General features: G+C 71.3%; 19 protein-coding genes. 7 read left to right on the top strand and 12 right to left on the bottom strand.

What is annotated here, in order from left to right:
* Positions 1-22 precede the first annotated feature (22 nt).
* The 4 genes from AC21LY_RS02575 to AC21LY_RS02560 all read right to left on the bottom strand — a co-directional run bounded on the left by AC21LY_RS02575 (position 23) and on the right by AC21LY_RS02560 (position 4,755).
* On the bottom strand, positions 23-829 hold the full coding sequence (locus tag AC21LY_RS02575) for an SDR family oxidoreductase (protein ID WP_489044653.1): 807 nt from the start codon (positions 827-829) through the stop codon (positions 23-25).
* A complete protein-coding gene (locus AC21LY_RS02570; RefSeq protein ID WP_489044652.1) occupies positions 826-2,541 on the bottom strand; it encodes an FAD-binding dehydrogenase in 1,716 nt (571 codons plus the stop codon). The genes AC21LY_RS02575 and AC21LY_RS02570 overlap by 4 nt, the downstream gene beginning before the upstream one ends.
* Positions 2,542-2,602: 61 nt before the next feature.
* Positions 2,603-3,832, bottom strand: coding sequence for an MFS transporter (locus AC21LY_RS02565; protein WP_489044651.1), 1,230 nt, complete (start codon positions 3,830-3,832; stop codon positions 2,603-2,605).
* Positions 3,833-3,864: 32 nt separating this feature from the next.
* A complete protein-coding gene (locus AC21LY_RS02560) occupies positions 3,865-4,755 on the bottom strand; it encodes a LysR family transcriptional regulator (RefSeq protein WP_489044650.1) in 891 nt (296 codons plus the stop codon).
* Positions 4,756-4,827: 72 nt separating this feature from the next.
* Here AC21LY_RS02560 and AC21LY_RS02555 point away from each other — a divergent pair, with 72 nt between their 5' ends.
* A complete protein-coding gene (locus AC21LY_RS02555) occupies positions 4,828-5,823 on the top strand; it encodes an EamA family transporter (protein ID WP_489044649.1) in 996 nt (331 codons plus the stop codon).
* Here AC21LY_RS02555 and AC21LY_RS02550 read toward each other — a convergent pair.
* Positions 5,710-6,456 (bottom strand): class I SAM-dependent methyltransferase, encoded by a 747-nt coding sequence (locus AC21LY_RS02550; protein WP_489044648.1) that lies wholly within the window; start codon positions 6,454-6,456, stop codon positions 5,710-5,712. The genes AC21LY_RS02555 and AC21LY_RS02550 overlap by 114 nt on opposite strands.
* Positions 6,457-6,484: 28 nt before the next feature.
* On the opposite strand from AC21LY_RS02550, the gene AC21LY_RS02545 reads away from it, so the two are divergent.
* The 5 genes from AC21LY_RS02545 to AC21LY_RS02525 all read left to right on the top strand — a co-directional run bounded on the left by AC21LY_RS02545 (position 6,485) and on the right by AC21LY_RS02525 (position 9,837).
* Positions 6,485-7,732, top strand: coding sequence for a DUF1727 domain-containing protein (locus AC21LY_RS02545; RefSeq protein WP_489044647.1), 1,248 nt, complete (start codon positions 6,485-6,487; stop codon positions 7,730-7,732).
* Positions 7,733-7,758: 26 nt separating this feature from the next.
* Complete coding sequence (locus AC21LY_RS02540; protein ID WP_489045409.1) at positions 7,759-8,466, top strand: type 1 glutamine amidotransferase; 708 nt, start codon at positions 7,759-7,761, stop codon at positions 8,464-8,466.
* 263 nt (positions 8,467-8,729) lie between these two features.
* Positions 8,730-9,122 (top strand): hypothetical protein, encoded by a 393-nt coding sequence (locus tag AC21LY_RS02535; protein WP_489044646.1) that lies wholly within the window; start codon positions 8,730-8,732, stop codon positions 9,120-9,122.
* Between the two features lie 29 nt (positions 9,123-9,151).
* Positions 9,152-9,433, top strand: coding sequence for a type II toxin-antitoxin system Phd/YefM family antitoxin (locus AC21LY_RS02530; RefSeq protein ID WP_489044645.1), 282 nt, complete (start codon positions 9,152-9,154; stop codon positions 9,431-9,433).
* Entirely contained in the window at positions 9,430-9,837 is a 408-nt protein-coding gene (locus tag AC21LY_RS02525; RefSeq protein ID WP_489044644.1) for a type II toxin-antitoxin system VapC family toxin, read from the top strand. The genes AC21LY_RS02530 and AC21LY_RS02525 overlap by 4 nt, the downstream gene beginning before the upstream one ends.
* Here AC21LY_RS02525 and AC21LY_RS02520 read toward each other — a convergent pair whose 3' ends face one another.
* From AC21LY_RS02520 to AC21LY_RS02500, 5 genes are read right to left on the bottom strand one after another with little or no spacing between them, the layout of a single operon-like run.
* The gene (locus AC21LY_RS02520; protein ID WP_489044643.1) at positions 9,838-10,365 is read right to left on the bottom strand and encodes a methylated-DNA--[protein]-cysteine S-methyltransferase; all 528 of its coding nucleotides are present in this window, start codon (positions 10,363-10,365) and stop codon (positions 9,838-9,840) included.
* Positions 10,362-10,547 carry a hypothetical protein gene (locus tag AC21LY_RS02515; protein ID WP_489044642.1) on the bottom strand — a complete coding sequence of 62 codons (186 nt, stop codon included), beginning with the start codon at positions 10,545-10,547 and terminating at the stop codon, positions 10,362-10,364. Before AC21LY_RS02515 ends, AC21LY_RS02520 begins: the two co-directional genes overlap by 4 nt.
* Positions 10,548-10,556: 9 nt before the next feature.
* A complete protein-coding gene (locus tag AC21LY_RS02510; RefSeq protein ID WP_489044641.1) occupies positions 10,557-11,108 on the bottom strand; it encodes a uridine kinase family protein in 552 nt (183 codons plus the stop codon).
* Positions 11,109-11,111: 3 nt separating this feature from the next.
* The gene (gene recR / locus AC21LY_RS02505) at positions 11,112-11,759 is read right to left on the bottom strand and encodes a recombination mediator RecR (protein WP_489044640.1); all 648 of its coding nucleotides are present in this window, start codon (positions 11,757-11,759) and stop codon (positions 11,112-11,114) included.
* Between the two features lie 10 nt (positions 11,760-11,769).
* Entirely contained in the window at positions 11,770-12,078 is a 309-nt protein-coding gene (locus tag AC21LY_RS02500) for a YbaB/EbfC family nucleoid-associated protein (protein ID WP_489044639.1), read from the bottom strand.
* A 93-nt stretch (positions 12,079-12,171) separates the two neighbouring features.
* Here AC21LY_RS02500 and AC21LY_RS02495 point away from each other — a divergent pair, with 93 nt between their 5' ends.
* Positions 12,172-12,993 carry an Rv3717 family N-acetylmuramoyl-L-alanine amidase gene (locus tag AC21LY_RS02495; protein ID WP_489044638.1) on the top strand — a complete coding sequence of 274 codons (822 nt, stop codon included), beginning with the start codon at positions 12,172-12,174 and terminating at the stop codon, positions 12,991-12,993.
* A 7-nt stretch (positions 12,994-13,000) separates the two neighbouring features.
* Here the strand turns inward: AC21LY_RS02495 and AC21LY_RS02490 are convergent, their stop codons facing one another.
* Both AC21LY_RS02490 and AC21LY_RS02485 read right to left on the bottom strand, forming a co-directional pair.
* Entirely contained in the window at positions 13,001-13,903 is a 903-nt protein-coding gene (locus AC21LY_RS02490; protein ID WP_489045408.1) for a pseudouridine synthase, read from the bottom strand.
* 37 nt (positions 13,904-13,940) lie between these two features.
* Positions 13,941-14,381 (bottom strand): SRPBCC family protein, encoded by a 441-nt coding sequence (locus tag AC21LY_RS02485; protein ID WP_489044637.1) that lies wholly within the window; start codon positions 14,379-14,381, stop codon positions 13,941-13,943.
* Positions 14,382-14,489 lie beyond the last annotated feature (108 nt).

Raw genomic sequence — 14,489 nt, 5'->3', positions numbered from 1 at the left:
TGTCCCGACGGCCCGGGACGTCCTATCGCTTGAGTCCGTGCTTCCGCGCGACGATCGATGAGACCACCTCGACCGGCACCAACCGTTTGAGCAGGAAGACCAGCGGTGCGTTGCTGCCGACGGCGTAGAACTCGCGAGGCTTGTCGGCCTCGATCGCCTTGACGATCACCTCGGCCACCTGCTTCGGGGTGATGCCGGCGCGCTCGTTCGCGTCGAGGTTCTCGATCATCGTGTCGAAATCGTTGCGGTACACCGAGTCATCGGCGATGTACTTGGTGCGCCGCTCGCCGATGCCGGTGGCGATGGAGCCTGGCTCCACCGTGGACACCCACACGCCGAAGGGCGAGAGTTCCTGCCGCGCAGCGGAGGCGAAGCCCTTGAGCGCGGCCTTCGCCGCCACGTACGAGCCGCGGTAGGCCAGCGGGAAACTCGCGAGCATGGAGCCCACCATGATCACCCGGCCGTACCCCTGCTGCCGCATCGCGGGGAGCAACCGCTGCGTGAGTTGCACGGCGCCGAAGACGTTGGTCTGGAAGAGCCGGTCGACCGCCTCCGCGGGGAGTTCCTCGAGCGGCCCGGACTGGCTCTCGCCGGCGTTGTTGACGACGACGTCGGGGGCGCCCGCGGCCGCGGCACACGCGGCGACGGAGTCGCGGTCGGCGAGGTCCAGCGCGAGGTACTCGACGCCCGGGATCCGCCTGTCGGCGGGTACCGAATCCGGATGACGACTGGTGCCGAGCACCCGGTACCCCTTCTGTGCCAGCAGCTTCGATGTCTCGTAGCCGATGCCGGAGGTCGCTCCGGTCACCAGTGCCGTCCGTGCACTCACGCCTGTTCTCCCTTGCCTCCGCCGGTGGCGGCCGCCGCCGCGCGGCCCGCCGTCATCCCCGAGAACATGCATCCGCCGAGGAAGGTGCCCTCCAGGGCGTTGTAGCCGTGTACCCCGCCGCCGCCGAATCCGGCGACCTCGCCGGCGGCGTACAGACCCGGGACGGGCGCACCGTCGGACCCGAGGACGCGCGCCGAGAGATCGGTCTCGAGGCCCCCGAGGGTCTTGCGGGAGAGGATGTTCAGCCGGACGGCGATGAGCGGGCCGTGCGCAGGATCGAGGATGCGATGCGGTTTGGCGACGCGCACCACCTTGTCGCCCAGGTAGTTCCGCGCATTGTGCATCGCCTGCAGCTGGGCGTCCTTACTGAAGGCGTTGGCCACCTCGCGGTCCCGCGCCTCGATCTGCGTACGCAGCCGGTCGAGATCGATGTGCCCGCCGCGGCCGATGCTGTTCATCCCGGCCACCAACTCCTCGAGGGTGTCGGCGACCACGAAGTCCTCACCGTGCTGTTTGAAGGCCTCGACCGGTCCGGGCGCGCCCTTCGACTTCACCCGGCCGAGAGCCAGTTTCAGGTCCTTCTCGGTGATGTCCGGGTTCTGCTCGGAGCCCGAGAGCGCGAACTCCTTCTCGATGATCGTCTCCGTCAGCACGAACCACGAGTAGTCGTACCCGGTCTCGAGAATCGCCTTCATCGTCGAGTTGGTGTCGAAGCCGGGGAAATTCGGGGCGGCGAAGCGGTTGCCGTTCGCGTCGAACCAGAGCGACGACGGACCGGGGATGATCCGGATCGCGTGGTCCGGCCAGATCGGATTCCAGTTGTGGATGCCCTCCGTGTACGCCCACACCCGGTCCCGGTTGACGATGTTCCCGCCGGCCGCCTCGGTGATCGCGAGCATGCGGCCGTCGACGTGCGCGGGGACGCCCGCGATCATGTGCTCGGGGAACGGGCCGAGCCGGTCGGCGGGCCAGTAGGTGCGCATGAGCTCGAAGTTGTGCCCGATGCCACCGGAGGTCACCAGCACCGTCGGGGCGCGGAACTCGAACTCCCCGACCGTCTCCCGGCTGCTGGCGACGCCGCGGTCGAGGTCCGTCGGTTCGAGGACGGCGCCGCGGACGCCGACGACCGCACCGTCGTCGGCGCGCACGAGCTCGTCGACCCGGTGCCGGAAGGCGAAGCGCACCAGGCCCCGCGCCTCGGCCCGCTCGACGGGCTCCCGGAAGACGCGCACCACCTCGGGACCCGTGCCCCAGGTGAGGTGGAAGCGCGGCACGGAGTTGCCGTGGCCGTCGGCGAGCCCGCCGCCGCGCTCGGCCCACCCCACCACGGGGGTGAAACCGAGGCCCAGGCGGCGCAGATAGTCTCGCTTGCGGTGGGTCGCGAACTCGACGTAGGCCCGCGCCCACCGCCGCGGCCAGCGGTCCTCGTCCTCGCGGTCGAAGCCCGCCGAGCCCGTCCAGTCCTGCCAGGCCAGGTCGAAGGAGTCCTTGATGCCGAGGCGCCGCTGCTCCGGCGAGTCCACCAGGAAGAGGCCGCCGAGGCTCCAGAAGGCCTGGCCACCGAGGTTGTTGCGGTTCTCCTGGTCCAGGATGAGAACGCGGCGCCCCGCCCGCGACAGCTCGTAGGCGGCCACCAGGCCCGCGAGGCCCGCCCCCACCACGATCGCATCGGGCCTGAATCCCTCCGGCACCGTCGACCCCTGCTCGGCCATGCGTCCGCCTCTCGCTCCGCCCCGCACCGGGGCTCGCTGTTCAACCTATCGTGAGCACGACTCAGCGGTGGACGTGATCGTCGCCACCGGCGACCCAGCCGCACAGCAGCAACGGAACCAGCAGGACTAGCAACACGATCAGCGGCAGGGTCCAGTCGTCGTGCACGCCGTGCAGCACGCCCATGAGCATCGGCCCCCACGCGGCGAACAGGTAGCCCACCGTCTGCGACATCGCGGAGAGCGAGACCGCCTGCGAGGTGGTGGCCGCCCGCAGGTTCATCATCGTGACGGCCAGCGAGATCATCGCGCCGAGGCCGAAGCCGACGAAGACATTGGCGATCCACCCGCCGATTCCGGTGCCGAAGGCGAGGACACCGACGACGCCGATGGCCTGGAGCGCCACCGCCGCGACCGCGACGATCCGCTGGTCCCGACGCCGGGCCGCCCACTGCGGGAAGCTCAGCGCGGTGAGCACACTGAGCAGCCCGCCGATCGCGAGCATCGCACCGGCCGTCTCCGCCGAGAGCCCCCGGTCGCGGTAGATGGTGGGGACCCACCCGATCAGCGCGTACGCCTGCAGGGACTGCAGGCCCATGAAGCCGGTGACCGCCCACGCGACCGGGCTGCGGAGCACCGTCCGCGCGGCGCCGCGCTCGGCGGCACCGTCGGCCTCGGGAACGCTCCGCCGGAACCGGAGGTAGCGCACCGTCACCGTCGCGAGCAACACCGCGGCGATCAGCGCGGGAATCGCCCAGAGGGCGAGCGCGCCCCGCCAACTGCCGCCCAGCGCGGTGGCACCGGGCACCGTGAGCGCCGAGGAGAAGCCCGTCGAGACGCAGACCATCGCCGTGAACAGGCCCGTCATCAACCCGATCCGGTGCGGGAAGAAGATCCGCACGAGGACGGGGCCGAGCACGTTGCCCAGCGCGATCCCCGCGCCGGCGAGCATCGTCCCGCCCAGGAGCACGAACCAGCTCGGCGCGATCCGCACGGCACTGCCGACCGCGACCATGGCGACGGCGACGGTCGCCACCACCACGGCGGTGTACCGGCGGGCCAGCCTCGGGGCCGCCGCGGAGAACAGTCCGAGGCAGATGACCGGACCCGTGGTGAGCAGCGCGACCTCGGCACCGCTCAGGCCGTAGGCACCGCGGATCTCGGCGAGCACCGCCGACGAGCTGCCGAAGATCAACCGCAGACAGACGCCCATCATGATCAGGGCCGAAGCGCAGGTCAGGACGCCGACGGCCCGGAGCGCGGGCGGGGCGGTGGCCGCGGAAGTCGACGCCATCCCCAAATCATGGGATGACTTTGACGTTTCCGTCAACTCACCGCGGCGACCTCCTTGTCGAGTGCACGGAGCACCGCGGCGACGGCGGGCCGACGCTCGGCGCCCGGCCGCGTCGCCACCTCGAGGATCCTGGCCGCGAGCACGCCGACGATCTCGAGGCCGCGGACGCCGGGGTGGGTCACCGCATGGCGCGCGACGAGGGCCACCCCGAGGCCGGTCGCGACCATGGCCTGGATCGTGTGGAAGTCGTTGATCCGCTGCACCACCCGCGGCTGCACGCCGGTGATGGTCGCGAGGGAGCGCAGCACGTCGTCGACCGGGAAGCCGTCGCGCACGCTGATCCAGTCGAGGTCGGCGAGCTGCGCGGGGTGGACCCGACCGGCGGCGGCGAGCGGGTGATCCACCGGCACCACCAGATCGATCGGCTCGCGCATGAGGACACGGGAGGCGATGCGGGGACCGCCCAGCGCGGCGGCCCGCTCGTCGCGGTGCGCGACCACGACGTCCGCGTCCGCGAGCATCGCCGGTAGCTCCGTCCCCGGCAGGTCCGCGTCCGCGGCGGCCACCTGGACACCCGCCGCCGCGGTGCGGCGCAGCACGCCGGGTAGGAGGAGTTCGGCCGCCGATGGGAAGAGCGTCAGCCGGACCACGCCGATCGGCGTCGAGCGATAGCGGTCCATCTCCGCACGGGCCCGGTCCAGCTCGCCCAGGACGGATTCCGCGCGGACCACCAGCGCCAGGCCGGCGTCGGTGAGGCGCACCCGCCGGCCGTCGGGCTCGAGCAGGTCGACGCCCGCCTCCCGCGCGAGCACCTTGAGCTGCTGCGATACGGCAGACGGTGTCATGTCCATCGCCCGCGCGGTCGCGGCGACGGTTCCGCGGTCCGCGAGCTCGCGGAGGATGCGGAGCCGGTGCACGTCCATGTAGTCACGCTACATGGACGGTCAAGAAGTATTCGATTGTCCTTCCGGTCACGGCGCTGGAGAGTGGAGTCCATGAGCCCCCGCCACCGCCTCGTCGCCCTCCTCGTCGTCGTGCTGTGGGGCCTGAACTTCCTCGCCATCCGCTACGGCCTCGACTACTTCCCGCCGCTCTTCCTGGGCGCGCTCCGGTTCCTCGTGCTGGCGATCCCGGTGCTGCTCTTCGTGCGCCCGCCGAAGGGGCCGGTGAAGTGGCTCCTGCTCTACGGCATCGGCTCGGGCACCTTCCAGTTCGGCCTGCTGTTCACGGCGATGCACATCGGCATGCCCACGGGACTCGCCTCGCTGGTGCTGCAGTCGTCGGCGCCGTTCACCGTGCTGCTCGGGGCGGTGCTGCTGCACGAGAAGCTCGCCGTCCGGCAGGTCGCCGGCATCGGCATCGCCGTCGTCGGCATGGGGCTGATCATCGCCGATCGCGCGGAGGCCGCCGCCGGGGTCGGCGTGCTCGGCGTGGTCCTCACCCTGCTCGGCGGCCTCAGCTGGGCGTTCGGCAACATCGGACAGCGACTGGCGGCACCGTCGGAGCCCTTCCGCTTCACCCTGTGGATGTCGGTGATCCCTCCCCTGCCGATGCTGGCGCTCAGCGCCGCCATCGAGGGCCCGACGGCGGGCTGGCGGGCCCTGGCCCACAGCCTCGACGGTACCGACGGCCGGCTCGCGCTCCTCGGCGTCGCCTACATCGCGATCCTCAGCACCGTCGTGGGATACGGGCTGTGGGGCGCGCTGATGGCGCGCTACCCGGCATCGACGGTCGCGCCGGCGACGCTGCTCGTCCCGGTGGTCGGCATCGCCGCGAGCGCGGTGGTCCTCGGCGAGCACCCCACGGCGCTCGCGTTGACGGGCGCCGCGACCGTGATCGCCGGCTGCCTGTTGGGGATGCTGCGCAAGCCCGCGCCGCTACCGCTCGGCGATGAGCGCGATCGTTCCGGCGGCGAGCTCGACAGCACCGTCGCCGATGACCTCGGCGAGCGCGGCGCGCAGCGCGACCCGGCGGTCGTCCGGCAGGGTTGAGTGGCCCGAGTAGGTGAAGACCAGGTCGAGCCACCGGTCCTTCTCCTGCGTCTCGGTCCAGGAGTCCTCGCGCTCGCTCACGGTGAACCCCGCCGCTTCGAACCGGCCGCGCAGGTCGGCCATCCGGTACATCTGGTCGTGCGCGGTGCCCGCGCCCGCGGCTTCGACGTTGACGTAGTCCTCACTCGCGGCGCGCAGATCGTCGTTCGACGGTGCGGTCGGCCGCAGCTTGTTCCAGAGCAGCGCGACGCGGCCGCCGGGGTTGAGCAGGCCGGCCAGGCGCGGGACGGCAGTGTCCGCGTCGACCCAGTGCCAGGACTGACCGAAGGTGACCAGGTCGAAGGTGCGGTCCCGCACATCCCAGTCCTCGAAGGTCGCGACCTCGGCGGGGATGCCGGAGGCCCGCGCGACGTCGGCCATGGCACCGTCGGGCTCGACGGCGAGCACCTCCAGCCCGCGGTCCCGGAGCTGCCGGGCGAGGATGCCCGTCCCGGCGCCGACGTCGAGTGCCGTGCCACCGGTGGCGATCGCGTCCAGGGTGACGTCGCTGTAGCGCGGTCGGAGACGGTCGTAGTCGTCCGCGATCGCCCCGAAGGAGAGCGCGCGGCGCCGATCTTCGTGCAGTTCAGCCATGAATCGAGCTTGCCCTATCCTGGACCGCATGCCCGGACTCCCTCTCCGCGCCCGCGCGGCGCTGCTCGCCGCCCGATCCGCAGCCTGGGCGTCGCAACGCGCCGGTCGCGGTAAGGGCTCGATGATCGGTGGCCTGGTCGCGCTCAAGATCGAGCCGAACCTGATGGCCAGGCTGTCCGACGGCAAGCGGACCGCGATCGTCACCGGCACCAATGGCAAGTCGACCACCACCCGGATGACCGCCGCCGCCCTCGCCACCACGGGCCGTGCCGTCGCGACGCAGGCCGACGGCGCCAACATGGACGCCGGTATCGTCGCCGCGCTCACCGCGCACCGGGACGCACCGCTCGCCGCCCTCGAGGTCGACGAGTTGCACGTCCCGCACGTCCTCGACGCCACCGGCGCCGAGGCGCTGGTGCTGCTCAACCTCTCCCGCGACCAGCTCGACCGGGTCGGGGAGATCAACGCCATCGAGCGCCGCCTGCGCGCGGGCGTCGACGCGCATCCCGGCCTCACGGTGATCGCCAACTGCGATGACGTGCTCGTGACCTCGGTCGCCTATGACGCGAAGAAGGTCGTCTGGGTCGCCGCGGGCGCCGCCTGGACCAGCGACTCGACCTCGTGCCCCCGGTCGGGCGAGCCGATCGTGCGCGATGGCGACCACTGGTACTCGACGGGAACCGACTTCGCCCGGCCCGCGCCCGACTGGTGGGTCGACGACGAGAACATCCACGGCCCCGACGGTTTCGTCGCGCCGCTGGTCCTGAAGCTGCCGGGCCGGGCCAACCGGGGCAACGCCGCGCAGGCCGTCGCCGCCGCCGTCGCCATGGGCGCGGACCCGCTGGCCGCGGTCGAGGCCGTCGGCACCGTCGGCGAGGTCGCGGGCCGCTATTCAACGGTGACCGTCGGGCGGCACACCGTCCGGATGCTGCTCGCCAAGAACCCCGCCGGCTGGCAGGAGGCCATGTCGATGATCGACGGCACCGCCGAGGGGCTGGTGATCGCCGTCAACGGCCAGGTTCCCGACGGCGAGGACCTCTCCTGGCTCTGGGACGTGCAGTTCGAGCGGTTCGAGAACGGCAAAGTCGTGGCGTCCGGCGAGCGCGGCACGGACCTCGCCGTCCGGCTGACCTACGCGGGTGCCGAGCACTCCCTGGTCGCGGATCCGCTGGCCGCCATCGCATCGTGCCCGCCCGGGCGGGTGGAAGTGCTGGCGAACTACACGGCGTTCCGCGACCTGAACACGGCACTGGCGAAGCAGGGGGGCGAGGCGTGATCGACTTCTCCGGATCCGAGGCGCGGATCACCGAATCCACCCTGGTCATCGGCCTGGTGCTGCCGGACGTCATGGGCACTTACGGCGACGGCGGCAATGCCCTCGTGCTGCGGCAACGCGCGCGGCTGCGCGGCATCGACGCCGAGGTGCTGCCGATCACGCTGGCCGATCCGGTGCCCGCGTCGTGCGACATCTACACGCTGGGCGGCGCGGAGGACTACGCGCAGCGTCTGGCCACCCGTCATCTGGCGAAGTACCCGGGCATGCAGGAGGCCGCCGGTCGCGGAGCCCCGGTCCTGGCGATCTGTGCCGCGATCCAGGTGCTCGGGCACTGGTACGAGACCTCCGAGGGCGAGAAGGTCGACGGCATCTCGCTGTTCGACCTCACCACGACACCGCAGGCCACCCGGTCGATCGGCGAGATCGAGGGCCGTCCCCTCATCGACGGGCTCACGCAGCCCCTCACGGGGTTCGAGAACCACCGCGGCGGTTCGGCGCTGGGCCCGGATGCCCGGCCGCTCCAGCGCGTGGTCCGGGGCACGGGCAACGGTGCGGGTTCGCCGGTCGACGGTGTCGTCCAGGGCAGCGTGCTCGGCACCTACATGCACGGTCCGGCACTGGCCCGCAATCCCGAGCTGGCCGACTACCTGCTCTCCCGCGCGACGGGGCGCGAGCTCTCCCCCCTCGATCTGCCGGATGTGGAGTTGCTGCGCCGCGAGCGCCTGCGGAAGTAGGCGCCCGGGCGGGTTCGCCGGGGCGCGCGGGGGACGGCGCTGCGCGGCGGCGGGGCGTAGGCGGGCGCGCGATTGCTTTGCAGAACCATGCGCGCGCCGCATGACGCACATTCCCCCAGTTCAGACCCTGTTTTCACGAACCCGGCCATGCGCCCCGCGCATGCCCCTTCCATCGACGCGGCGACGCGAGACTTCTCGACCAAAACATGTCAGCGGACCGTCCTAGCCTGTCCCCACCGTCATCGAGAGTTCGGGGGGACATCATGAGTAGGACCAGCAAGCAGCGGCGGCACGCGAGGAAGAAGAAGAGCACGGGTCAGCGGCCGAAGTCTCAGCGGGACGCGGAGCACGTCGACGAACCGAGCCCTGCCAACGCACGGCCCGAAGGCGAGACGACGCGCGATCCCCGCGCACGGCGGGACGGGGAGCAGGACGCGGATGCTCGGCTCCTCGGGTTGCTGCGATATGTCTACGCCCGCGTCGGGGAGGCCCTGCAGGACACGGTGTGCGAGTTGTACGAGGAACTGTGTCCGGATGACATGGACGGGTTCTACGAACTGACCGTTCCGGAAGACGCGGTCGCGGCGATAACGGCAGAGATCATTCGGCAGCGCGCCGTCACCGCGCCCGAAGCCCCGGAAACGAGTGCAGCATGAGTAGCACAGTAAGTGCTACATTGAGGAACATGGAGCAGATCGGGGTCCGGGAGCTGCGGCAACACGCTTCGAAGTACCTCGCCCGCGTGGAGGCGGGCGAGGAGATCGAGGTGACCAATCACGGCAAGCTCGTCGCGCGGCTGGTCCCGGTCAGCGACAAGGAGCGCCGGTTCCGCGAGCTGGTCGCGGCCGGCAAGATCAAGCCCGCCAAGCACCCGTTCGACCTCGCGAAGATCGTCGCGATGCGGAGGCCGCTGAAGCCCGGCGAGAAGTCCGCTTCCGAGATCCTCGAAGAGATGAGGAATGAGTGATCTACATCGACACGTCGGCGTTGAACAAGCTGCTCGTCGCCGAACTCGAGTCGGACGCTCTCACAGCATGGATCGCTGCACGGGCCGAAACCGATCCCGGATTCACGTCGAGTGACGTCGGCCGGATAGAAATCTGTCGCGTCGCGGCTCGTATGGGCGGAGACGACGACGAAGAGCACGGCCGATTCTTGTCGGACTGGATCCTCGGCATTGCCGTCACCGAAGAGATCGTCGCAACTGCGCAGGTGATCGGGCCACCACATCTTCGATCACTCGACGCGATCCACCTGGCATCAGCAGTGAGCATCCGTGGTGACATCAGCGCGTTCGTCAGCTATGACAAGCGGCTGCTCGACGCGGCGCGCGCGGAGGGACTTCCCGTCGTCTCGCCCGGCGCGGTGTAGTCACCAGAGCCCCAGCACCGCCTGCTCGGTGGCGAGCATCCGCATCTTCGTCTCCACCCCGCCGCCGGCGGAGAAGCCGCCGGTGCCGCCGTTCGCCGCGGTCACGCGGTGGCACGGCACCACGGGCGGGTACGGATTCTCACCGAGCGCCCTGCCGACGGCGCGGGCGGACCCGGGAAGCCCTATCTCCCTGGCGATCTCGCCGTAGGTGCGCGTGGATCCGGGCGGGATCCGCCTAGCCACCTCGTACACCGCGCGCTGGAAGTCGGTGAGCCCCTGCATGTCCAGCGGCACCCAGGCGAGATCATCGTCCAGGTTCGCCCCCGAGACCAGGCCGACGATCGCGGCGATCACCCGGCCGACCTCCGGCGGCGGAGCGGATTCGACGGCCCCGGCACGAGCCAGGTGTCCTGCGGTAGCCTCGTCCGACTCGTCGGGCAACCGGACGGCGGTGACGGCACCGTCGGCGCCCCAGGCGATCCCGCACCGCCCGACGGCGGTGTCGAAGAGCGCGAAGCCGGCGGTCACGTCAGCCCGCCTCGCGGGGCGCCGACCGCGACGCCGACGGCACCGTCGAGCCATTCGACGCGCTGCAACTCGCCCTCCGCCCGCGTGGACAGCGTGATGTCGGTGACGAGGCGCCACGCCTCCTCCGGCGAACAGGGGAGTTTCCGGGAGACCTCGATGATCGGATGGTCGCGCAGCCGCATGACCCGATCCTATTCCGCGGCCCCGACAACCGCGTCGACGACGATGCAGCGCTCGCGCGTACCGTCGACCGCGAACCAGCCCCGCTCGAACTCCTGCCAGCGAGCGAGGTCGGCGCGGCAGTCCTCGCCGTCCCGTGCGACGGCCCGCTCGAGCCGCGCGGCGGCTGTGCCGCCGTCGAGCCAGAGCCCCAGCGACAGCCGGTCGGCGAACGATCTCCGCGCGCTCGAGACGCCCTCGATCACGATCAGCGGGGCCCGCGGCAGGCGGACCTCGTCGCCGGGCGCGGGCACGCCGTCCCGCCAGACCATCGGGCGGTAGAACGCGTCCCTGCCGTGGACCAGCGGCTCGACGACCTCCTCCAGCATCCGCGGCCACCAGGACACGGGGTCCTCCCAGGTCGCGTAGTGGTCGGTCCGGACCAGGGCGACCCGGGCACCGTCGGCCCGGAGATCGTCGACGAGGCGCCGCGCGTACGTCGACTTCCCCGCCCCGGACGGCCCGTCGATCGCGACGATGCCCTCGGGTGCACCCAGCCGGGCCAGCAGGTCTGCGGCGTCCATCGGTCAGCTCGGCGGCGTCTCTTCGAGCACGCGCGGCGGCTCCGACAACGACCGCCGACCGCTCATGGCGCGGCCCAGGGTCAGCTCGTCGGCGAACTCCAGCTCGGCGCCCATCGGCAGGCCCGCGGCGGGGCGGGTCACGGTGAGGCCGGGGAAGTCCTTGAGCATCCGCACCAGGAAGGCCGCGGTGGCCTCGCCCTCGGTGTTCGGATCGGTGGCGATGATGACCTCGTCCACGTCCACCCCGTCGACCGAGCTGCCCAGGCGCACGAGCAGTTCCCGGATCCGGAGCTTGTCCGGCCCGATCGATTTGATCGGATTCAGCGCGCCGCCCAGGACGTGGTAGAGCCCCCGGTATTCGCGGGTGCGCTCGACGGCCTGGACGTCCTTGGCCTCCTCGACCACGCAGATCTTGGACGCGTCGCGCCGCGGATCCGAGCAGATCCGGCACCGCTGCTCGGCGGAGACGTTGCCGCACACCTCGCAGTAGCGCACGTCGTTGCGCACGCGGGTGAGGGCGTGGGTGAGCCGGTCGATGTCGGTCGGCTGCACTCCCAGGAGGTGGAAGGCGATGCGCTGGGCGCCGCGCGGTCCCACCCCCGGAAGCTTCGCGAGCTCGTCGATCAGCTCTTGAACGGGTCCTTCGTACACGGGCCGGCCGTCAGAAGGGCAGGCCGCCGGCGAGCGGTCCCATCTTCTGCTGCGCGACGGCGGCGGTGTTGTTCGCGAGATCGGACAGTGCGCCCAGGACCAGGTCCTGCAGGGTCTCCACGTCCTCCGGGTCCACCACCTTGGGGTCGATGGTCACGGACTGGACCTGGCCGTCGCCGGTTCCCGTGACCTTCACCAGGCCGCCGCCGGCCTGGCCCTCGACGGTGGTCACCGCGAGTTCCTGCTGCGCCGCCATGAGCTGCTGCTGCATCGCACCGACCTGGGCCATCAGGTCTTCCATCGAGCCTCCGGGCTGCATACTTCTCTCCCTACGCCGGTCACGTGACCCGCTATGTCTGTTTCGTGTTGCCTGTGGTACCGCTGTGCTTGCTGAGGCGGTACAGTGCGGTCTGTGACGAACCGCCGTTCCGCCCTCGCGGCCGCGACCGTGCTCCCCGCACTGATCCTCTCCGGCTGCACCATCGGTGACACCGGCGAGCAGCGCAACGCGGCCGCACCCTCCAGCCTATCGCCCGCCGGCCCCGCCCTCGTGAACAACGCGGCACCGCTGGCCGCGGGCGCGCTGGCCGGGAAGAAGATCTTCGTCGACCCCGGCCACAACGGCGCGAACGACGCCTCCATCAACCGGCAGGTTCCGAACGGCCGCGGCGGCACCAAACCGTGCCAGACCACCGGCACCACCAGCGTGGACGGGGTTCCGGAGCACACCTTCAACTACGCCGTGGCCTACAAGCTCTACCAGGTGCTCACCGCCGCGGGCGCGCAGGTGATGCTCTCCCGTACCGACGACACGTCGGTCGCCTCGTGCATCGACGCCCGGGCGACGGCGGCCAACTCGTGGGGCGCCGACGCGGCCGTCAGCATCCACGCCGACGGCTCCGCCCCCGGTAACCGAGGGTTTCACGTGAATCTTTCCTCGCCGCCGCTCAACGCCGCGCAGCAGACCGCGAGCCCCGTCTACGCGGCGAAGATGCGGGACGCGCTCGTCGCGGGCGGCTTCACCCCCGCGACGTACATCGGATCGAACGGTCTCTACCCGCGCTCCGATCTGGCCGGCCTGAACCTGTCGACGGTCCCGTCCGTGCTGGTCGAGGCCGGGAACCTGCGCGACCCGGCCGAGGCCAAGGTCCTTGAGTCCGCCGACGGCCAGCAGCGGCTCGCCGACGCGGTCGCGGCCGGCATAGCGGCTTACCTCGCCTCGCCGACCCGGTAGCCGGCTGCTACGTTCCGCCCGGCGTGAGGTCGCGGGAACTGACGTACTCGCGTTCCGTCCCGTCGACCGGGTCGGTGAACGACAGCGTCCGCGCGAGCAGGCGCAACGGGTCGCTGAAGTCGCCGTCCACGAACTCCCGCGGCTCGGGATACAGCGGATCACCCAGGATCGGCACTCCCAGTCCGGACATGTGCAGCCGGAGCTGGTGCGTCTTCCCCGTCTCCGGGCGCAGCCGGTACCGCCCGACGACGCCGCCCCGCCCGTCGGGTACCTCGGCCTCCAGCTCGACGTGCGAGCGCGCGTTCACCGGGCCGTCGACCTCGTAGGCGCGCATGATGCCGGGCGTCTTCTCGATCCGGGACTCCACGACCGTCGGCAGGTCCAGGCCGTCGCGCAGCGGAGCGAGGGCCGCGTACTCCTTGCGGGCCCCGCCGGTGGCGAACAGCTGCTGATAGGCACCGCGCACCGCGGGATCCCGGGTGAACAGCAGCACGCCCGCCGTGAGCCGGTCCAGCCGGTGCGCGGGCGAGAGCAGCGGCTCGCCGAGTTCGCGGCGCAGCCGCACCAGGGCGCTCTGCACGACCCGCGCGCCGCGGGGCATCGTCGCGAGGAAGTGCGGCTTGTCCACGACGACGATCCGCTCGTCCGCGTAGAGGGTCGGCATCGGGAAGGGCACGTCGATCTCGTCCGGCAACTCGCGGTACATCCACACCGCCTGCCGGCCCGCCATCGGCGTCGACGGGGCCAGCGGCGCACCGTCGGACCCGAGGACCGCGCCCGCGGCGCACTCCCGCACCACGTACTCCGCGGTGCCCGGGAACCGCGCCTCGAGGATCTCGCCGAGCGTGCGCCCGGCCTCCTCCTCGGCGATGACGAGCCGCGTCGGGTCGACGCCGTCGCGCAGCGGCAGGGGCGCGACGGGAGTCCCGCGATGCCGCCGAGGACGCCTAGCCGTTGGACTCGACCTGCACCTTGAGGTTGGTGAGCAGCTCGTCGTAGATTCGGCCGAGGCCCTTGGGCGCGAAGGTCTTCTCGAAGAAGCCGCCGATGCCGCCCGCGCCCTGCCAGGTGGTGGTGATCGTGACCGTGGACTGCTCGCCGGAGCCGGTCACGCGGTAGACGGTGACCATCGAGCTGTTCGCGTCGGTCTCGGTGACGGAGGCGCCGTCGACCGCGACGGTGGCGCGGACGTTGCGCGAGCGCTTCTCCGTGGCCTGCAGGACCCACTCGGCGACGGTGCCGGCCCCCTGCCCGCCCTCGACGACGCGGAAGTCGCGGTAGTTCGGGGGCAGGATCTCGGCGCGCCGGGTGTAGTCGGAGATCGCCGCGAGGACCTTCTCGGGCGCAGCGGCGATGGTGATGGACTTGGAGGCGGTTACCTGGGCCAACGTACTTCGATCCTCACGGGTTTCGGTGTCTCCGACGGGTCGGCGACTCGGGTGCCGGCACCGCCGACGGTTCGACGCCAGCCTAACCAATCGGTAACGACCCGCGCG

The sequence above is a fragment of the Tsukamurella sp. II2bb genome, from assembly GCF_057815145.1.
Note: the sequence above shows the minus strand (reverse complement) of the source record. Positions and strands in the feature narration are given on the sequence as shown.